The following is a 19,132-nucleotide window of genomic DNA, read 5'->3' on the forward strand; positions in this document are numbered from 1 at the left end:
AAGGAATCACACCAATGGGGTTACGCTTCATCTTCATGCTCACGCGCAACGACCGAACGGTTCCGGACGCCTCACAGCAGCTAAAAACTGCGCTCAGCCTCGGCGTGCGGCACATCGGGTTCAAGGATATCGGCTTGCCGATCGAGCAGCTGAAAGGCCTCAGTGCAGCCATCAGGGCGGGCGGTGCAACTTCCTATCTGGAAGTCGTGTCACTGGACCGCAAAAGCGAAATTGCTTCGGCAAGGGCAGCTGCCGAAATCGGCGTTAACGTTCTTCTTGGTGGCACGCGGGTCGACGATGTGCTGCCGATCATCAAGGACACCGGCATCCAGTACTTCCCGTTTCCGGGTCGGATCGCAGGTCATCCGAGCGTGCTTGAAGGCGCCATCGACGAAATTGTCGAAAGTGCCAAGACGGTTGCAGAGCACGATGGAGTGCATGGCCTGGACCTGCTGGCATACCGTTCGGCGGAGAACGTGCCTGAGCTGATGAAGGCTGTCTGCGCTGCAGTCACCAAGCCTGTCTACGTTGCAGGTTCGATCGACACCCCTGAACGAATTGCAGTTGTGCAAAGCGCCGGCGCAGCTGGCTTTACGATTGGGACTGCGGCTTTGGATGGCAAATACCCGGCCAATGGGAATGACCTAACAAGCCAACTCACCGCAATCATTCGCGACGTCGCTGTCCTGAACAAGCACCTTTCGCCAATTCACGACGGTGCCGTCTGCTAAGTTTTCAGTGACATCATGGCGCAATTCGCAGGAGCAATCATGACCGTGGCTATAGTGCTGCATCGCGCCGACGGCGCCCCCGTTGCAACCCCTTTCCGCAGGACAGCGTTCGGCACGGATGATCCCTTTGTGGGAGATCGCGAAATCGCCTGGGAAGGACCGGACTCGATGATCGTGGGCCGAACCAGCTTTGTTGGTGAGCTCGAAGTCGCAAGCTTCCCCCACATCGAAACCATCGTCGTGGTGGAAGGAGAGCTGATCCTGACGGCGGCCGGCGCGGCCCCGCTGGTGCTCGGTCCGCAAGCGGGTGCTGTCATCGGATGCGGCACCACGCTTCGCATCCAGACTGAATCAGGCGTGCGGTTTTCGTTCTGCGCGGCCGCTTGCGACAAACCGACGAAGCCCGGCCTTGTCCCATTGCGCGCCGACGCCGACTTCAAGCCGTCTGCTTCGCTACCGGCCGAGGCTTTGCTTGGCCTTTCGCCCGCATCGCCAGAACGAGTTCATGCATCTGCTGGCCGGGAGTGTACGATTCGCCGCGCTCGATGGCAGCGTACTGTCGGCGGGCACCGGAGATGCGCTTTTCGTGCCCCAGGGCGCATCTATCGGATGGGAAAGCAACGATCGCGTGGCGAAGTTTTTCGTGGTCCAAAGCGTCCAGGCCTGACGTAGAGCGAGATCCATCATGTCCCCTGGCGGCTTTTAGGCTTCAGCCTACCTCCCTCTGTGAGGTGGGACGCCAGCGAGCTTTTCACGCAATAATTGCACGTCCTAAGGGTCACTAACCGCAGGACATTCCGTCCAGGCACACAACTCCGCAGCCTGCCTATTCTCGGCGCGAGTTAGAATGCTTCAGAGTTTCCGGAGTTCCGCAGATGCCCGCGCCGCTAATGCACATCGAGTGCAGCCCTTCCCTCCCCCGCGAGGCGGACGTCGTCGTCATCGGCGGCGGCGTCGTGGGCGTGTTCACGGCGTATTATCTCGCGCGCCGCGGCGTCAGCGTCGCCCTGGTAGAGAAAGGGCGCGTGGCCGCCGAGCAGTCCAGCCGAAACTGGGGCTGGTGCCGCCAGCAGAACCGCGATGCGCGCGAGTTGCCTATGGCAACCAAGAGCCTCGATCTCTGGGAGAAGGTGGCACAGGAGACTGGCGGGGATACCGGATTTCGCCGTTGCGGGCTCCTCTATCTCTCACAGGACGAAAATGAACTCGCGGGCTGGGCGAAATGGCGTGACTTCGCCAGGACGGTAGGCGTTACGACGCATGTTCTGAGCGCTGAGGAAGCCACCGAGAAGGGCAAGGCGACCGGACGCAAATGGAAGGGCGGCGTTTTCTCACCGACTGACGGAACGGCGGATCCCTCCAAGGCAGTGCCGGTTGCCGCGCGCGGCATCTTGGCGGCGGGCGGTACCGTGCATCAGCATTGCGCGGCGCGTGGACTGGAGTTGAGCGCCGGCAGGGTCAGCGGCGTCGTGACGGAAGCGGGAACCATCCGTACGAAGATCGTGGTCATGGCCGGAGGCGCGTGGGCCTCCTCCTTTTGCAACCAGCTTGGTATGCGCTTCCCGCAAGCTGCCGTGCGTCAATCCATTCTAGCCGTGGCGCCAGGCGCAATCGGCCTGCCCGATGCCCTGCACACAGCGAGCGTCTCGCTGACGCGGCGCAGCAACGGTGCATACACGCTGGCGATCAGCGGACGGGCTCGCGTCGACCCGACGCCGCAGCAATTCAGGTTCAGCCGCGAGTTTTTGCCGATGTTCGCCCGCCGCTGGCGCAATCTCGCCCCGGGCGCCTTCGAGGGCTGGCGTCAGGGACATGAAAGCCTGCGCAAATGGGGCCTTGACGATATTACGCCAATGTAACGGAACCGGATTCTCGACCCGAAGCCCGACATGGGACAGATCCGGCTGACATATCGAAGAGCCTGCGAATTGATCCCCGAACTCAATCGCGTCGCGATCTCCGATGCCTGGGCGGGTTATATCGACAGCACACCCGACGGCATTCCAGCGATCGGCGAAGTGGAAGGGATTCCGGGTTTCATCCTGGCGGCGGGATTCAGTGGTCACGGCTTCGGCATTGGCCTCGGCGCGGGGCATATGATCGCAGACATCATCACTGGCAGCGAGCCTATCGTCGATCCGCGTCCTTATAGGCCAGAACGCCTGAAGACCGGTGCGTGGGGCAAGGTCGCTGAATTCTGAGAAGATCAGCCAAGGTACAATCGGTCGCAGACGAGATTGAGGCCCGAGCAGCCGGTGCTGAAACAGGGAAGAGACGATGCGAGAATACGAGATTGCCGCCATTCCTGCCGACGGGATTGGCCCAGAGGTGATCGCAGCCGGTCTCCAGGCACTTGAGGCGCTGCAGCAGCGTTGCGGCGACTTCAAGCTGCGCGTCCAGCACTTCGCCTGGGGCTCGGACTACTACAAGGCCAATGGCCTGATGATGCCCGAAGATGGAGTGTCGCAACTGAAGCGCTTCGATGCCATCTTCTTTGGCGCGGTAGGCTCCCCCGATCTGCCTGACGACATCACGCTCTGGGGTCTCCGGCTGCCGATCTGCCAAGGCTTTGATCAGTACGCGAACGTGCGGCCGACCAGGATATTGCCCGGCATCGTTTCGCCGCTGGCGGGCGTTGGCCCCGGCGACCTGGATTGGGTGATCGTGCGCGAGAATTCCGAGGGCGAGTATTCCGGCCATGGCGGCCGTGCTCACCGCGGTCTCCCCGAGGAGGTCGGAACCGAAGTCGCGATCTTTACGCGCGTCGGCGTCACCCGCATCATGCGCTATGCATTCCGGCTGGCGCGGTCACGGCCGCGAAAGCTACTGACTGTTGTTACGAAATCCAACGCGCAGCGTCACGGCATGGTAATGTGGGATGAAATCGCAGCCGAAGTAGCGCAGGACTTCCCTGACGTCGCGTGGGACAAGATGCTGGTTGATGCTATGACGGTGCGCATGACACTCAAACCTCGCAGCCTCGACACGATCGTCGCCACCAATCTTCACGCCGACATATTGTCGGACCTTGCAGGCGCGCTCGCGGGCAGTCTCGGCGTTGCACCGACCGCCAACATCGATCCCGAGCGGCGCTATCCCTCTATGTTCGAGCCAATTCACGGCTCGGCCTTCGACATCGCCGGCAAGGGTATCGCCAACCCAGTCGCCACCTTCTGGACCGCTGCCCAGATGCTCGAACATCTGGGCGAAAGCGCAGCCGCCGTCCGGTTGATGAGCGCTGTGGAAACAGTGACGAGTGAGGGCGTGCTGACGCCGGACGTGGGTGGCACAGCGACCACGCAGGACGTGACGGACGCCGTCTGCCGCACGATCCGCGGTTCTAACGTGTGACGGGTATGCAATGAAGCTCGACAAGATCGACATCAAGATCTTATCCCAACTGCAAAAGAACGGGCGGGTCACCAACGTCGAGCTTGCCGACCTGGTCAATCTATCGCCAAGCCCTTGCCTGATGCGGGTGAAAAAGCTTCAGGCGGAAGGCTTCATTACCGGCTATTCCGCCCAGATCGATGTGTCCAAGCTCGGACAGACCCTAACGATCTTCACCGAAGTTACGCTCAAGCACCATCAACAGAACGACTTCGCGAGATTTCTCACCGCCATTCAGAAAGTAGATTCCGTCATCGAATGCCATCTGATTTCGGGCGGCTACGATTACCTTGTGAAATTCGTGACAGCGGGCATAAGCGAGTATCAAACGATCATGGAGCGCATGCTCGAGTTGGATATCGGGATCGACAAATATTTCAGCTTCGTCGTGCTGAAGTCACCGATCGTAAAATCCCATTTGCCTCTCGATGTCATTTTCGACAAATGAACAGCCGCTCCGCAGTCTTGGACCTAGCATCTCACCGTTTCACGAAAACGGCTAACCGCTCTAACTCTTCGGTTTGACGCAATTCCCAAGGGAAAGCGCTATGCGCTTTTCCCGGGAAACCATCACCCTTTTGTTGTCTGGAGAGCAGCGCCACCGAGGCGGCTCGGCGATGGCAAGGATCACCCCTTCATCGCTTCCCGCACATCCTTGTCTTCGAGTGTTTGATCGAGCGTCATCCGGGTGCGTTCGAGGATACCATCGATATCGTCGTCGGTGCAGCAGAGCGGCGGCGCAAAGCCGAGGATGCCGCTGTTGAAGGCGCGAATGACAAGGCCGTTCTCCCAGGCGCGGTCGAAGATGCGGCGCCCCGGGTCGGCCGCCGCCGGCAGCGGCGTTTTGCGCTCCTTGTCCGTGACCAGCTCGATCGCAGCCAGCATGCCGCGACCGCGAATATCGCCAACCAGCGGGTGATCGGCGAGCGAGCGGAGGCCGTCCATCAGGCGCTTCCCGGCCTTGCGCCCGTTCTCGAGCAAGCCATCTTCATAGAGACGCAGGCATTCGAGCCCGACTGCCGCGCTCACCGGATGGGCTGAGTAGGTATAGCCGTGGCCGACAGCCGCTTTGCCGGCTCCGTCCGCGATCGTATTGTAGACATGGTCGGTCATGAAGACGGCGCCCATCGGCACGTAGCCCGACGTCAGTCCTTTCGCCGTGGTCATCAGATCCGGCACGACCTCGTCCTCTTCACAGGCGAAAAGGGGGCCCGTGCGGCCAAACGCGGTGATGACTTCGTCGGCGACGAACAGAATGTCGTGTTCCTTGCACACGGCGTGCAGGGCCTTTAGCCAACCTGTCGGTGGAACCAGGACACCCCCCGAACCCTGGATGGGTTCGGCGTAGAAGGCCGCGACGCGATCGGCGCCCAGTTCAGCGATCTTGGCCCGCAGCGCCGCGACCGATGCATCGATGATCGCCTGCGGGTTGGAACCGACCAGATTGCGATAGGCGTAGTGCGAGGGGATCTTGTGCTGCCAGTCGTAAGGCACGCCAAAGCCAGCATGGAAAGCCGGCAGCGCGGTCAGACCTGCCCCTACCGTCGAGGATCCATGGTAGCCATGCTCGACCGAGATAAACTGGTCTTTTCGCGGCGTGCCCTTGGCGTGGTAATAATAGCGAACGAAACGGATCGTGCTGTCTATCGCGTCGGACCCGCCCAGCGTGAAGTAGACATGGTTCAGATCGCCAGGCGCCAGTTCGGCAAGCCGGGCGGCAAGACGAATGGCCGGCTCAGACCCAAGCCCGAAATATCCCGTCGCATAAGGAAGCTCTCTTAGCTGCTTGGCCGCCGCCTCGACGACGCTTTCCTGCCCGTATCCGATGTTTACACACCATAGACCCGCGAATCCGTCCAGCAAGGTTTTCCCGCTTGCCTCGGTCACTGTCGCGCCCTTGGCGGATTTGAGTACACGCACGCCCGTCTCTTCGTGGCTCCGGTAGCATGAAAACGGGTGAACCAGATGTGCGCGATCGAGTTCGATCAGGGAGTTTGCAAGCATTTCTTCCTCCGATTTCAGCGTAGCGCCTGACTGACGAGCGCATAAGTTCGGTGTGGTTTGGTTTCGTCCTTCGGCTCGCCTGCGGTTCGTCGCATCGTTATGCCACCGCCTACGCGGGCCAGCCCGCGGCGGGTAAGCCACTCGCCGAGATCTGTGGATTCATCAGTGTCGATGCGGACAAACTCGCCCGCACTGTCGGCCAGCAGGAAGTCGACAAGGCATCTCGCTTCGTGAAGCTTCCTTGCCACCACCGGCCCAATGACCAGCCCTCGGCCAAACCGACGAATTGCCGCAAACGCCTGAACATCACCTTGATCGCGAACGACGGCGAACTTTGCGCGCTCGCGCAATGAGCTCATGAGTGCCGACCGGTCATGACCAAACGCCGTGCGATCCAGAGCAACAAGGCGCGCGTGGTCGCCGGGCTCGCCCCATGACACATGTGCCGGCGCGTCGACAGACGGCGCCAGGCCCTGGTGCTGCACGATCTTGCCGGTCGCGACAAATCCCAGCTTCTCGTAGAGCGGGAGTCCTTCCTGCGTCGCCACCAAATAGCAGGCGCGCCCGCCTGCCTTGGCAAGCGCCTTCTCCATCAGCTTGCGGCCGAGCCCGCGACCGCGCAGTGCGGCATCGACGATGACCATGTTGACGGTAGCGGCATCGTCGCCATAGGGCGTCATCAAGATCGTCCCCACCACGCGTCCTTCCTCCTGGATAACGACGCCTTGGCTGAGCGATTGCATCAGTTCCCAGTCTTCACGACTGTGCGGCCATCCAACATGACGGGACAATTCGACAGCATCGCTCAGATGCTCGGCTGTCATCGTTTTGAGCGTGACCCGCTCTGCGGTCATGGGTCGTTTCCCGGCCTGAATTCTTCAATGCCAAGTTAGGCTGCGGCCGACAGCAGTTCCTCCCGACCGGAACCTGAGCCATAGGTGTTTTGACTTTCCTTTGCCGCCCGCGCCGCATCTTATGCCGACCAGCCGGCGGACGAGGGAAACGCCTGGCAAGCTCGGAACCACGTCGTGCGCAACTCTCTGCCAAAGCCCTGCCACGATACAAAACAATCTGCTTCAAGCGGCAAAGAATGCGGTGACTAGTCCTTTCCGCTGCTCGTTATGATCCTTGTCGTTAAAGGCACGCGGTGCCGCCAGGATTGGAAGGATAGACGCCAATGACGCGTTTCAGACCGAAATACATCACCTTCGATTGCTACGGTACGCTGACCAACTTCGACATGGCCGGCGCGGCAAGACGAGTTTACGGTGCGGAGCTCTCCCCCGCCGTAATGACGCAGTTGATCAAGGATTTCTCGGCGTATCGCCTCGATGAGGTTCTTGGCGCCTGGAAGCCTTATAGCGAGGTCGTGCACAATTCCGTGGAGCGCGCCTGCAAGCGCAACCATGTGACGTTCCGCCCCGGGGATGCCCAGCGCATTTATTCGGAAATACCGACATGGGGTCCGCACCCGGATGTCCCGGCGGGGCTGGCCAGGATCGCCAGGGAGATTCCGCTGGTGATCCTGTCGAACTCCATGAAGAGCCTGATCATGTCGAACGTGGAGAAACTTGGCGCACCCTTCCACATGATCATCACGGCCGAGGAGACCGGCGCCTACAAGCCGCATATGAAGGGCTTCGAGTACATGTTCGACAAGCTCGGCTGCGGCCCGGAAGACATCACGCATGTGTCGTCCTCATTCCGCTACGATCTCATGACCGCCTACGATCTTGGCATCAAGAGCAAGGTGTGGGTGAATCGCGGCCACGAACCCGCCAACCCTTACTACGAGTACACCGAAATCAAGGATATCGGCGGGCTGGCCGGCGCCGTCGGATTGGAGCCCGTTCGGGAATTCGCCTGAACGTCTGTTGCTACTGCAGCCGCGCCAGGCTGAGGCGCGCTCCACCACGTTAATGATCACCGGTTGCAGCAAGAAAGGGGCGGTTTTCACCGCCCCTTTCTTGTTGTTCCAACACTTTGGAAGCTGCAGGGGTTTCAACCTGCTCGCAAGAGAAACTAGTTCAGCCCGCCAACATGAAGCGTCTTGACCTCGAGATATTCCTCGATGCCGAGCTGGGATCCTTCGCGCCCCACCCCTGACTGCTTGACACCGCCGAAAGGCGCAACTTCGGTCGAGATCATGCCCGTGTTGAGCCCGACCATACCGAACTCCAGCGCCTCGGCAACACGCCATGACCGCTTGAGATTTTCGGTGTAGAAGTAGGCGGCAAGGCCAAACGGCGTACCGTTTGCGATCGCGATGGCCTCGTCCTCCGTCTCGAACCGGAACAGCGGTGCCACCGGGCCGAAGGTCTCTTCCGATGCCAGCAGCATCTCGGTCGTAGCCCCTCCCAGAACGACGGGCCGTGCATATTGCTTGCCCTCCGGCACCGTCTCACTCTGGGCGATGATCCGCGCGCCTTTCGCCTGTGCATCCGCGATGTGACGCTCGATCTTGTCGATGGCCGCCGCATTGATCATCGGGCCGATCTCAGTGCCGTCGTCGGTCCCCGCGCCAACCTTCATGCGGTTGACACGTTGGCTCAGCTTTTCGGCGAAAGCGTCGTAAACGCCCGCTTGCACGAGAATCCGGTTCGCGCAGACGCAGGTTTGACCGCCATTGCGGAACTTGGATGCGATCACACCCTCCACTGCATTGCTCAGATCGGCGTCGTCAAAGACGATAAACGGCGCATTGCCGCCGAGCTCGAGGCTGAGCCGCTTGATGCTATCGGCCGCGCCACGCATGAGCAGCGCTCCGACGCGGGTCGAGCCGGTGAACGAGATCTTGCGTACCGTCTCGTTAGCCATGAATTCGTTGCCGATCTCGGTGGGCATGCCGGTCACAATGTTGATCACGCCGGCAGGGATACCCGCCCGTTCCGCCAGGACGCCGAGCGCCAGCGCCGAGAATGGCGTGAATTCAGACGGCTTGATGACAACCGTACAACCCGCGGCCAGCGCCGGCGCCACCTTACGCGTGATCATCGCGTTGGGGAAATTCCATGGCGTGATGATGGCGCAGACGCCGACGGCCTCCTTCAGCACCAGAATGCGGCGATCGGCCGTGGGAGACGGAATGGTCGAGCCGCCGATCCGGCGTGCTTCTTCGGCGAACCATTTCACGAAGGAGGCGCCATAGCGGATTTCACCGCGGGCCTCCGCCAGAGGCTTGCCCTGTTCCAGCGTCAGCAGCAACGCCAGGTCCGTTTCATTTTCCAGTATCAGGCTGTGCCAGCGTTCCAGAAGCGCTCCGCGTTCGGCGTGGGTCCTGGCCTTCCAGTCCTTGAACGCCGCGTGCGCTGCATCTATTGCAGCCCTTGTCTCATCCCGGCCCATGTCGGGCACGGTTCCAAGCACTTCCAGACTGGCCGGATCGATGACATCGACAGTCGCGTTGCTGTGTGCATGCTGCCAGACATCGCCAATGAGCCCCCGCTGGCGAAACAGGTCCGCATCCTTCAGGAAACCAATCTTCGTTATTGCGTTCATGATTCTTTTCCTCTGCTCTTTCAGCTTAATCCTGCCAGCACGGCCTGCGTGATTGCTTCAGTGCTGTCCTTGCCCGCAATCGTGCCTATCCCGCGTGCGGTTGCGGACTCGATTGCCGTCATTACTTCGGCCGCGGCCTGCCCCTCGCCCAGATGCCCCAGCATCATGGCGCCCGACCAGATTGCGGCGATCGGATTGGCGATGCCGAGATGCGCGATGTCAGGCGCCGAACCGTGGACCGGCTCGAACATGGAGGGCGCACTGCGATCGGGGTTGATATTGGCGGAGGCGGCGTAACCCAGTCCGCCCTGAATGGCCGCTCCAATATCCGTGAGGATGTCGCCAAAAAGGTTCGAGGCGACGATCACGTCGAGGCTTTCAGGCGCCAGGACCATGCGGGCGGCAATGGCGTCGACGTGGTAGTGCGAGACCTCCACATCGGCATAGTCTTTCGCCACCTCGCGCGTGACCTCATCCCAGAAAACCATGGAATGTTTCTGCGCGTTGGACTTGGTGACAGATGCGAGCTTCATGCGGCGCGTCCGCGCCTGTTCGAATCCGAAGCGGAGGATCCTTTCGACACCCTCACGCGTGAAGATTGCCGTCTCGATCGCGACCTCATTGGCCGTGCCGGAATGAATGCGCCCACCGGCGCCGCAGTATTCGCCTTCCGTGTTCTCGCGGATGCACAGGATGTCGAAACCATCACGGCGAAGAGGTCCCTGAACGCCTGGCAACAGCCTGTGCGGCCGTATGTTGGCATACTGCGTGAAGCCTTTCCGGATCGGCAGGAGAAGTCCGTGAAGCGATACGGAATCGGCCACCTTCGCTGGCCACCCCACAGCGCCGAGGTAGATCGCATCGAACTTCCGTAGGATCTCGACCCCGTCTGGCGGCATCATCGCACCGGTTTCCAGGTAGTAGGCGCACGACCATGGGAACCTTGTATCTTCAAGGGCGAAACCGCCTCGCTTTGCCGCGGCCTGAAGCACCTCCCATCCAGCCTCAGTCACCTCCTTGCCGATGCCGTCGCCTGGGATGTGCGCTATCGTGTAAGCCTTCATTGAGATCCTCCTGGAGACCGATGGGCACCGATGGTCGCAGCTTGCTCAACACGGCAGCGACATTCGGCATCTCTTACCGGGTTTCATCGGGACAGTAGTCGACAGCGCGCCGCATTTTCCGCCGAGGATGAGCCGCCCGACGGCGTCGAATCGCGTCGGGCGGGACTTGGAAAGTCGATTGTTCTGGAGCCACTACGCACGCTATTCGGCCGGACCTTGAGCGTTGAGCTCAGTCGTAAACGCTGACGTAGATCTTGCGCACGGTTTCGATCGTGCGCCAGACGCCGACAAAGCCGGGCTTCATCACAAAACTGTCGCCGGTACGATAAGTCTTGGTCTCACCGCCCGTCTCCTCGATCTCGACGAGGCCTGAAACGATGTGGCAGAACTCGCAGGTAGTGCCCTTGATCGAATGCGTTTCGCCGGGCGTCGCCTCCCACACGCCGGTCAGGACCTTGTCGCCTTTCGAAGCATCCTGCGCCCAAGTCTTGAAGGATGGATTGCCCGAAATGAGCCGCTCTGGAGTTGGCAAAGCCTGCTTGGGCGCGAAGGTTGGATCTGTGTCGATCGTGATCAGAAGTGACATGTCATGCTTCCCTGGTTAGTAGCCGAGTGTCCGATCGACGAGGCCGATCAGTTCTTCTCCGGCGCGGTGGCGCCGGATATTGTCCACGACGGATTGCGCCGCGGAATCTGCTTGCGTTATGGAAGCAATGTGCGGCGTGATCGCCACCTTCGGGTGCCGCCAGAGTGGATGGTCGTCCGGCAGCGGCTCGGGATCGGTAACATCGAGCATCGCGGCGGCGAGGTGACCGTTGTCGAGAGCCTGGATCAGGGCGGTTTGGTCTAACTGCGGCCCGCGGCCGACATGCAGCAGCCTCGCCCCGGCCGGCAGGAGGGAAAAGAGTTCCGCATCGAGAATGCCGCGGGTTTCTTCCGTCAATGGCAGCAGGCAAACGAGAATGTCCGTGCGCGCGAGAAAGCCGGCAAGCTGGTCCGCGCCATGAAAGCAGGTGACGCCGTCGAGCTCCTTCCTGCTTCGGCTCCAGGCGGCGAGAGGAAAGCGAAACGGCATCAATCGCTCGATAGCCGCCTGCGCCAGCATGCCAAGGCCCAGAAAGCCCACGCGGCGCTCGGCGGCTTGCGGAGCGGCAAGACCGAGCCACGCTTGGCGCTTCTGTTGTTCACGATACGCCACCATATCCCGGTGGAGGCTCAGTACGCCGAGAACGACATATTCCTGCATCATGCGAATGATGCCGTCCTCGACCATGCGCACCAGCTTCACCTGCTGAGGCAGGCTTTCACGCTTGAACTGGTCGACGCCGGCGCCAAGCGAAAACAGCACTTCGAGATTGCGGTAGTGCTCGATATCGTCCGGCGCCGTCCAGGTCAGGAGGTAGCGCACCTTCTCCGGGTCGACACATTCGCTGCTGTGGAGAAGTTCGACGTCCGGGAGCTCACGTGCGAAAACCTTGCGGAAGACTGCTGCGCGCACTGGGTCGGAATTGAAAAGAAAGGCCATAAACCGCTCCCTCCTGCTATGCGGCAAGGCGCGTGCCGAGACGCTCGATCATGCTCTGGCAGGCAGCAAGTTCGCCGATTTCGATATATTCGTTGGCAAGATGAGCCCGGCTGATATCGCCGGGACCGCAGATGATCGCGTCGATGCCAGCCTGCTGATAGAGGCCAGCCTCCGTCCCATAACTCACTGCAGACAGGGGCTCCCGCCCCGTTAACTCGACCAGAAGGGCTGCCAAGTCACTCTCCTGAGCGAGCGAAAGCCCCGGATACGCGCTCAATTCATGCCACGCCACCTCAAAGCCTCTGTCGCGTAAAGCGGCGAGTTCGGCCTTTACGGGCTCGAGCAAAGATGATGGGGAAACACCCGGCACGGCGCGGACCTCGATATCGGCGGTGCAGCGATCGGGTATGATGTTGACGGCTTGGCCGCCGGCAATAACCCCGACCTGCAATGATGAGTATGGAGGCGCGAAATCCGTGTGGAACGGCCCGTTTGCGAGGGTCTGGCCATAGGCCACGAGCTGCGTGACGAGACCTGCCATAGCGTGCACTGCATTCAGTCCGAGCTCAGGTCGTGAAGAATGGCCGGACCGTCCGATCACCTCGAGCCGCGCAGCTGCCTTGCCTTTGTGCCCCCGCACGGCTTCCATCTGGCTCGGCTCACCGATAATCGCGCCAAGCGGCTTCTCGCACAGGTTTGGCAGGGCGGCGATGAGATGGGGCACACCACGGGCACCTGCTTCCTCGTCATAGGAGAATGCGAGATGAATGGGCCGCTGCAAGTTCATCGCGGCAAGCCGCGGCAGGGCAGCCAGCACGCAAGCGAGAAAGCCCTTCATGTCGGAGGTGCCCCGACCATGGAGCCTGGCGCCGTCTTGGCGCAGTACGAAGGGATCCGAATTCCATTCCCGTTCCCCGGCCGGCACCACATCCATGTGGCCTGACAAGATGTAGCCGCGGGTGCGCCGAGGTCCGATTGTGATAAACAGGTTGGACCGATCGCCTTCGGGGCCGCGAAGGACAGTCACTTCTGCACCGACCGCCTCGCAATATTCACGCACCCAGTCGACGATCGCGCCATTGGGCGAGCCCACGACCGAGGGGAACGCGATCAGCCTCGCAAGAATCTCTTCGACATTCACCGGGCGCCGCTCCACTCGCAGTTCGCTGGATGCAACAAGTGTGGCAGCAGGCGAGAGCATTCCGTGCCGAATGAAGCTATGCTTTGGCCGAAGATTTCGAATATCGGTCTGTAACCAGCGAAACCTGCTGGCTTTCGGATGCAATCATAGGGCAAAAGACGGCTGCGGAACCGCCAGCGGCGTCAGGACGTGGGGCGCGAGCACGGGACTTGGATAAGGAGCGGGTCGACTGAAATGCAGAGATCAGTGCGCCTGAAGTCTTTCGAACTGGTCGCGCGGGACATCGACGAAGTCGAAGTCGATCTGCTCCACGCGCTCTCGATCTCAGTCCGCTGGCCGCATCGGCCGAAGGACTGGGACATTCTGCGCCGCGCGGGCCGCGGCATCGTTGCCGTAGACGGCATTGGCCGAGTTTTCGGCAGCGCGATGTGGTTTCCGCAAGGGGATGATTTCGCCACCATCGGCGTGGTGATCACAACGCCCCGCACACAAGCGCAAGGCGGCGGCCGATGGCTCATGGACCAGGTGCTCGAGCAGTGTGGCGATCGCAATTTGGCGCTCAACGCCACCCATGCCGCCTATCCCCTCTATGTCTCACTCGGTTTCACGACCGAGGGAATTGTATTCATGCGCCAAGGGGAGGTTCCGCCGGCACTCTCGGCCCCGCCGGCCTTGGACGGTGAATTGCAGGCGTTGCCGAGCGAGAGGCTGACGGAGATCATTGCGCTCGACAGGCGCGCATTTGGGACAGACCGCGAGAGGCTGCTCGCATTGCTTTCAGCGAATGCTTCAATCCAAACTTTGAGCCGCGGCGGCGAGATCGTCGGCTATTCTATGTGTCGCGAGTTTGGACGTGGTTATGTGATCGGGCCGATGGTCGCGCGCAGCGATCTGGACGCGGTCCATCTCACCGGCGTTCATATGAGAAATCTTGCAGGACGCTTCGTCCGAGTGGATACCAGGGAAAAGGATGGCGTGTTTGCCACGTTTCTCGAGCAGAGCGGCCTCGGCATTGCCGAGACTGTCACGACCATGTCCAAAGGGCGCCGATTCCTGAACCGGGAAGAAAACGGACCGTGGGTTTATGGATTGGCCGGCCACGCATTGAGCTGAGGACGTCACCACAATGCGGGCGAAAGGCGTCACTGCAGATTGGGGTGGTGCGGTTTCCAACGATTATGCCTGGCTCGCCCATGGGGTCATATCCGACCTCATAACGCTCGGCGAGACGACAGAACCAGTCCTGATCAAGGTCGGTATCGCGTCGGCGATATGAGACGAAGCAGCCGCAGTTCCGGACTGCCAATTATGCGACTTTCGAGGCACAAACCATGAACACTGCGGCGCAGTGCTTTTGGATTTCTAATCGCCACTTAGTCGGCGTCGCATGTTCCGAAATGACCGGATTAAGGCCTAAAACTGCCTGGCGGCTTCAGGGACGGGCCGAGCTGACGTTCGTCCAACTGCCGTTGAACTTCAGGTTCCGACAGTCACAGGCATCGGAAGTTGCAAGATACGTAATCGAACTAAAGTCCGGCATCGATTAGTTCGCCCAGAATTTTTCCGCCAATAACAATCCGGTCCACCGCATCGATGGGGCTATTGGCCGACATCTTGGGTATAGAGAGCAGGTTATTGGAAATGCCATATTTTGCGGCTATGGCGAGATAACTGATATTCTGCGCCGCATCCTCTGGCGGAACCACTTGGTAGCCGTCAGGAATACACTGGATCTTCGTTCCGCTCCTGGTCAGCACCATCAGCCGCGGAATGTGCGCGTAACCGTTGAACCGGTCACGCACGGAATCTTCGGGCGCGCCAGCGTGCTTGATGATCGCCGAAAGAAATGGATCGCGGTAGTTGCTGTTAAGTTGCGTTTTGTCCAACATGCATAGGCCATAGCCCAGTTCACGGTCATTACCGACATAGATACCCGAATTGCCGTCGCGCATGATGGGATATTTGACCAGATACCAGCGCCAGTCATAGCCATCCGAAGCTGGTGCGGCGGCCAGGTAGTCGGCAATCACGCCCTCCAGCAAGGTCTTTGGCTCACTCGTCGATTGCGACAGCCGGTCGAGCAGGATCGCCAGGATGTCCCGAGTCCGCTTGGCATCCTCGCGGTTGCCCCGCGTCAATACTTCACGCCAGGATGTCGCATTGTCTTTGGCACTGCCGAAATAAAACCGTGCCCCCTTGGGCCTGCTGTAGTTTCCCACCGACAGCAGGGCTGCCGTCAGTGTGGGCCACAGGGCCTTGTCAGAGAAGCAGCTCTCGAATTTTGCGGCGCGAGCATTGAAGGTCGCCGCATCGACATCGAGGTCGAAGGCGATCAGGGAGCCGCGCAGCAGGGTATGATCCTCGAGGCGCAGCAGTGCCGCCTCAATGGCCGGTTCCCGGATGATGGCGGCGACCTTATCATTCTCGTCCCCGACTTGCCCGGTATTGAACGTCGTCAGCCGCAAGGCATTTGTAATGTCGGGTTCGCTGACAAGAGTCTCCACGTCTTTGATTAATCCGGGCATGTTTTCGAGGCGCAACTCGTTGGGCGAGGCCTCGATCAGATTGCGCAGCATGCGCAGCCGCCGCGGGAAGTCCGTGGTTTTCTCACTACGGTGGATGATAAAGGCATGCAGCAGGAGCGTCTCGGGCCAGCCGAAGCGACGACCGCCCTCACGTCGCTCATAACTGTTGCAACATTGCTCGAACAGGTCCACCTGATCACGGAAAACTGGCAGGCCGAAGGTCGCGTCCGACGTATTGCTGCGCATCTGCGACCCGAAATAGGCAGCAATGTCGATATCGCTCCAGATGTCGATGGACCGGGCGAGCCAGTCCAGATTGTCCGCGGCCGCCGTATTGTTGGCGGGCCCGAACAATTGAACGGTCAGCTCGAACGCGTCGTCCCGGGCAAATTGGCCCTGCCGCCATAGCGCAATCTCCATCACGAATTCGAGGTACCGCAGCATTTCGTCGTCAACGAGATTGTCCCTGCCGCGGTAGACCCAGAAAAGGTCCGACCAGGCCGTATCCATTTTCCGGGCGAATTCATCTGCCTTCGGCAGACTGGTCGTTATTTGCTCAAGCCGCGCCTTGAAGTTTTCGAATGACGTTAGCGGCTTTCCCCGCGAATTCATCTTGATGTAGAGCGCATTGCCCTCCGCGGCGCTTTTGAGCGGCAAGACGTGAAACGATACCGCAGGCCGCGCCTTGTCAGTCAGGCGCGCCCATGCCTGTTGGAAATCCGCGCCGCCGAAGTGAGCATGGATGGTGTCCAGCATTCTAAGCATGGATTGCACGGTCGGATCATGGTTCCAGGTGTGCAGATACCAAGCTTGGTCGGTCAGCCATTGAGACACGGTGTCTGGCCCGGCAAATGCATGCCGGCCCAGCAACTCGCAGAACAGTTCGGCCGTCGGACGGGTGGAATAACGGAAGCGCGTCCAGCTGTCATCCGGCGATAGCCGTCCGGTGCGGGATGCTAGATACCAATGCAGCAGAAACAGCGTGGTCAGCCTCTGCTGACCGTCGAGCGGCTTCAACGTGCCATGGTCGAGGTCGCCATAGACGAAATCGAGGCTGATGGGGTGGTCGTCGACGATGGCCTTATGGAGGGACTTGACGAAGGAACTGCGGATTTGGGACGCGGTGCTGTCGCTACGTCCCTGTGCGTAGTCGCGCTGGATGAGAGGCACCTCAACCTGATCGATCTGCGTACCGCCGTCCCGCGCCTCGAACAAGTGCGCATAGGAAGTAATGAAGCTTTCCCGCATTAGACTGGCGCCTTGAGATAGGGACCGAGCAGATTTTCGAGCGCCGCAGAATAGGCCTCCCGATCCTGCAGGCTCCAGAAATAGGGTTTGCGGGCGCTATGGTCGCCGAAATATTTAAGGAAGACCTGCCGCGTGCAGACAGGGATGTAAGCGCCTGCCTTGTCCATCGCGAGCAGGGCCTGCCGCTTAGCTTCAAAGGCCGAATTGCTCAGCACGCTGTTCTTGCCGCTCTGCAGCAAGGCGAGATTGGCGATGCCATGCATGTCATTGGCCATATTGGCAGCGCCCACGGCCTGGTCCGTCGCGGTCAGCAGGTCGGTCACCGCTACGGAAAGCCGCTGGAATACCAAATTGGTGATGGGCCGGGAGACAGCCATCAGTTCGGCGAGCAGGCTGTCGCGCTGATTCAGAAACTCGTCGCTGATCGGCAGGTCGGCCAGCACCTTGCGATGCAGAGCGAGCCAGCTGTACCACTCCTCCTCGTTCCGCAGCACTTCCGAATTCTGGGCGTGGATATGCTCTAGCGACCAGTTGTCACCATGATGCGCCGCGAAGGGAAAGCGCTCGCCCGACATGTCGCGGTGGCGTATGGTCTCGACATTCATCAACAGTAATGCCTGCTGGCATTTGTTACGGCCGGCCCCACCCTCATAGCTGAGCTCGGCAAGCGCCTTGCGGCTGAGGTCTAGCTTTTCTCCAATCCGTCCGACCAGGGCTCGGGTGAATTCGCTGACCAGTTTGCCCCGTGCCAAGGTGAGTATCTCCCCAAAGCTGTCTCCGCTGGCGATCAGGAAACCGATCCGGTGATACAAATGATGATCCTCGAACCAGCCCAGCACGCGGGCGTGCAATTCCACCACCGCGTTCCAGAAGTTCATGGGATCGCGCGTGATCGCAGCCCTCAGCTTTTCGAAAGTCTGGCGCTGGCCATGCTGTGCATCGGATAATTGCTGCTGATCGGCGAGCGTATCGAGCAGCAGGGTGATCCGCGTGGGGTAATCGTCGCCCTGCCGATTGGAGATGAAGGCCCAGATGTCGGGGCGACGGAGGTCGCGCTCGATGCCGTCCCATTGCGCGGCGACCGAATAGGCGCGGTCCGCACGATGCTGCGGTGCCTGTACCTGCGTCAACAGATGAGCCTTAACCAGTTCAGCGTCGGTAAGCGGAATGCGCCCGACATTGAGCCGGGCAAACAGGGCAATCGGATCCTCTTCGGCGCCCGTCTCATACCGGATCACCTCGACCCCGTCCTTGAGCCAGATGAACAGTTTGTCGGCCCGTTCCTGCTGCTTGTGCTCGTCCGGACCGAACCAGGCTTCGATTTCAGCATAAGCCGCGTAGAGAAAATGAAAATCGATATTATCCTCGGCCTGCGCATTATCCGGCGCCCTGAGAAACTCGGCGCTCTTGTTACGCGTGTCGTAAACGATCGAATACTGGGGGCCGAACTTTTTCAGCTCCGATCTCTGCATGAACAGATAGATCAGGTAGAGCGTTGTCAGGCGCTGCTGTCCGTCGATTAGTTCCCATTCGTTCTCGCCGATGGCCCGAACAACGATCGGCTGCAGCCGATACGGTTGACCTTTACTTTCCCAAATGTCCTCGAGCAGTTGGTGGACTTCGTGCCTGCCCCAGCGATATCCGCGCTGATAAGCGCAGATGCGGAATTGCCCCTCTATATCCCCGACATTCATGGTCGAGAGGGCAGTCGTCATTGGTGCCTCGTCGTCAGGCATTTGGTGTGTTGGGAGCATGAATTGTTCTGGCCGGCCCATGAACAAGCGAGGATTGTGACTTGGTGCGGCAGCATTGAAACGAACTTATGCCACGGCCCGAATCGGGTGGGTTGACGAGATCAGAAATGGACGTGCAAGTCACCAACATTGTCCGGCTCCAGATTTCGCGGTGATCTCTGGAATGACTGACATTGGGCGCAATGCGGCTATGCACGGCATCACCGCGATTGTTTGCTTCGTGCCAAAAAAGGGGCGACCACTTATGGTCTT

At 60.3% G+C, this 19,132-nt stretch carries 16 protein-coding genes and 1 pseudogene; 8 read left to right on the forward strand and 9 right to left on the reverse strand.

Annotated features, from left to right (window positions below):
- Positions 1-14: 14 nt before the first annotated feature.
- The 5 genes and pseudogenes from LB555_RS00520 (at position 15) to LB555_RS00540 (ending at position 4,569) form a co-directional block, all read left to right on the forward strand.
- Entirely contained in the window at positions 15-731 is a 717-nt protein-coding gene (locus tag LB555_RS00520) for a hypothetical protein (protein ID WP_224682090.1), read from the forward strand.
- Positions 732-1,236: 505 nt separating this feature from the next.
- Positions 1,237-1,398: a cupin domain-containing protein gene (locus LB555_RS29440; protein WP_224682232.1), complete on the forward strand. Its 162-nt coding sequence runs from the start codon at positions 1,237-1,239 to the stop codon at positions 1,396-1,398.
- A 208-nt stretch (positions 1,399-1,606) separates the two neighbouring features.
- Positions 1,607-2,932 (forward strand): annotated as a pseudogene (locus tag LB555_RS00530) (NAD(P)/FAD-dependent oxidoreductase).
- Positions 2,933-3,008: 76 nt separating this feature from the next.
- Positions 3,009-4,082: a tartrate dehydrogenase gene (locus tag LB555_RS00535; RefSeq protein ID WP_140876884.1), complete on the forward strand. Its 1,074-nt coding sequence runs from the start codon at positions 3,009-3,011 to the stop codon at positions 4,080-4,082.
- A 10-nt stretch (positions 4,083-4,092) separates the two neighbouring features.
- The gene (locus LB555_RS00540) at positions 4,093-4,569 is read left to right on the forward strand and encodes an Lrp/AsnC family transcriptional regulator (protein WP_140876882.1); all 477 of its coding nucleotides are present in this window, start codon (positions 4,093-4,095) and stop codon (positions 4,567-4,569) included.
- Positions 4,570-4,748: 179 nt separating this feature from the next.
- On the opposite strand, the gene LB555_RS00545 is transcribed toward LB555_RS00540, so the two are convergent.
- Positions 4,749-6,125 (reverse strand): aspartate aminotransferase family protein, encoded by a 1,377-nt coding sequence (locus tag LB555_RS00545; protein WP_224682233.1) that lies wholly within the window; start codon positions 6,123-6,125, stop codon positions 4,749-4,751.
- A 14-nt stretch (positions 6,126-6,139) separates the two neighbouring features.
- On the reverse strand, positions 6,140-6,979 hold the full coding sequence (locus LB555_RS00550; RefSeq protein ID WP_224682091.1) for a GNAT family N-acetyltransferase: 840 nt from the start codon (positions 6,977-6,979) through the stop codon (positions 6,140-6,142).
- A gap of 323 nt (positions 6,980-7,302) precedes the next feature.
- Here LB555_RS00550 and LB555_RS00555 point away from each other — a divergent pair, with 323 nt between their 5' ends.
- Positions 7,303-7,992 (forward strand): haloacid dehalogenase type II, encoded by a 690-nt coding sequence (locus tag LB555_RS00555; RefSeq protein WP_224682092.1) that lies wholly within the window; start codon positions 7,303-7,305, stop codon positions 7,990-7,992.
- Positions 7,993-8,147: 155 nt separating this feature from the next.
- On the opposite strand, the gene LB555_RS00560 is transcribed toward LB555_RS00555, so the two are convergent.
- The 5 genes from LB555_RS00560 to argE all read right to left on the reverse strand — a co-directional run bounded on the left by LB555_RS00560 (position 8,148) and on the right by argE (position 13,353).
- On the reverse strand, positions 8,148-9,623 hold the full coding sequence (locus LB555_RS00560; RefSeq protein ID WP_224682093.1) for an NAD-dependent succinate-semialdehyde dehydrogenase: 1,476 nt from the start codon (positions 9,621-9,623) through the stop codon (positions 8,148-8,150).
- Between the two features lie 20 nt (positions 9,624-9,643).
- Positions 9,644-10,687 (reverse strand): tartrate dehydrogenase, encoded by a 1,044-nt coding sequence (locus LB555_RS00565; RefSeq protein WP_140876872.1) that lies wholly within the window; start codon positions 10,685-10,687, stop codon positions 9,644-9,646.
- 229 nt (positions 10,688-10,916) lie between these two features.
- Positions 10,917-11,273, reverse strand: a complete 357-nt coding sequence (locus LB555_RS00570) for a cupin domain-containing protein (protein WP_140876870.1) — start codon at positions 11,271-11,273, stop codon at positions 10,917-10,919.
- Positions 11,274-11,288: 15 nt separating this feature from the next.
- Positions 11,289-12,212 carry a 2-hydroxyacid dehydrogenase gene (locus LB555_RS00575; protein WP_140876868.1) on the reverse strand — a complete coding sequence of 308 codons (924 nt, stop codon included), beginning with the start codon at positions 12,210-12,212 and terminating at the stop codon, positions 11,289-11,291.
- A 16-nt stretch (positions 12,213-12,228) separates the two neighbouring features.
- Entirely contained in the window at positions 12,229-13,353 is a 1,125-nt protein-coding gene (gene argE, locus LB555_RS00580; RefSeq protein WP_140876866.1) for an acetylornithine deacetylase, read from the reverse strand.
- 234 nt (positions 13,354-13,587) lie between these two features.
- Here argE and LB555_RS00585 point away from each other — a divergent pair, with 234 nt between their 5' ends.
- Positions 13,588-14,466 (forward strand): GNAT family N-acetyltransferase, encoded by an 879-nt coding sequence (locus LB555_RS00585; protein ID WP_140876864.1) that lies wholly within the window; start codon positions 13,588-13,590, stop codon positions 14,464-14,466.
- Between the two features lie 13 nt (positions 14,467-14,479).
- Positions 14,480-14,629: a hypothetical protein gene (locus LB555_RS00590; RefSeq protein WP_224682094.1), complete on the forward strand. Its 150-nt coding sequence runs from the start codon at positions 14,480-14,482 to the stop codon at positions 14,627-14,629.
- A 250-nt stretch (positions 14,630-14,879) separates the two neighbouring features.
- Here LB555_RS00590 and LB555_RS00595 read toward each other — a convergent pair whose 3' ends face one another.
- Both LB555_RS00595 and LB555_RS00600 read right to left on the reverse strand, forming a co-directional pair.
- Entirely contained in the window at positions 14,880-17,126 is a 2,247-nt protein-coding gene (locus LB555_RS00595; protein WP_224682095.1) for a DUF262 domain-containing protein, read from the reverse strand.
- Positions 17,126-18,841, reverse strand: coding sequence for a DUF262 domain-containing protein (locus tag LB555_RS00600; RefSeq protein WP_224682096.1), 1,716 nt, complete (start codon positions 18,839-18,841; stop codon positions 17,126-17,128). The genes LB555_RS00595 and LB555_RS00600 overlap by 1 nt, the downstream gene beginning before the upstream one ends.
- Positions 18,842-19,132: the final 291 nt, after the last annotated feature.

Origin of the sequence: Mesorhizobium sp. BR-1-1-10 (assembly GCF_020165595.1) — a bacterium.
Lineage (GTDB): Bacteria > Pseudomonadota > Alphaproteobacteria > Rhizobiales > Rhizobiaceae > Mesorhizobium > Mesorhizobium australicum.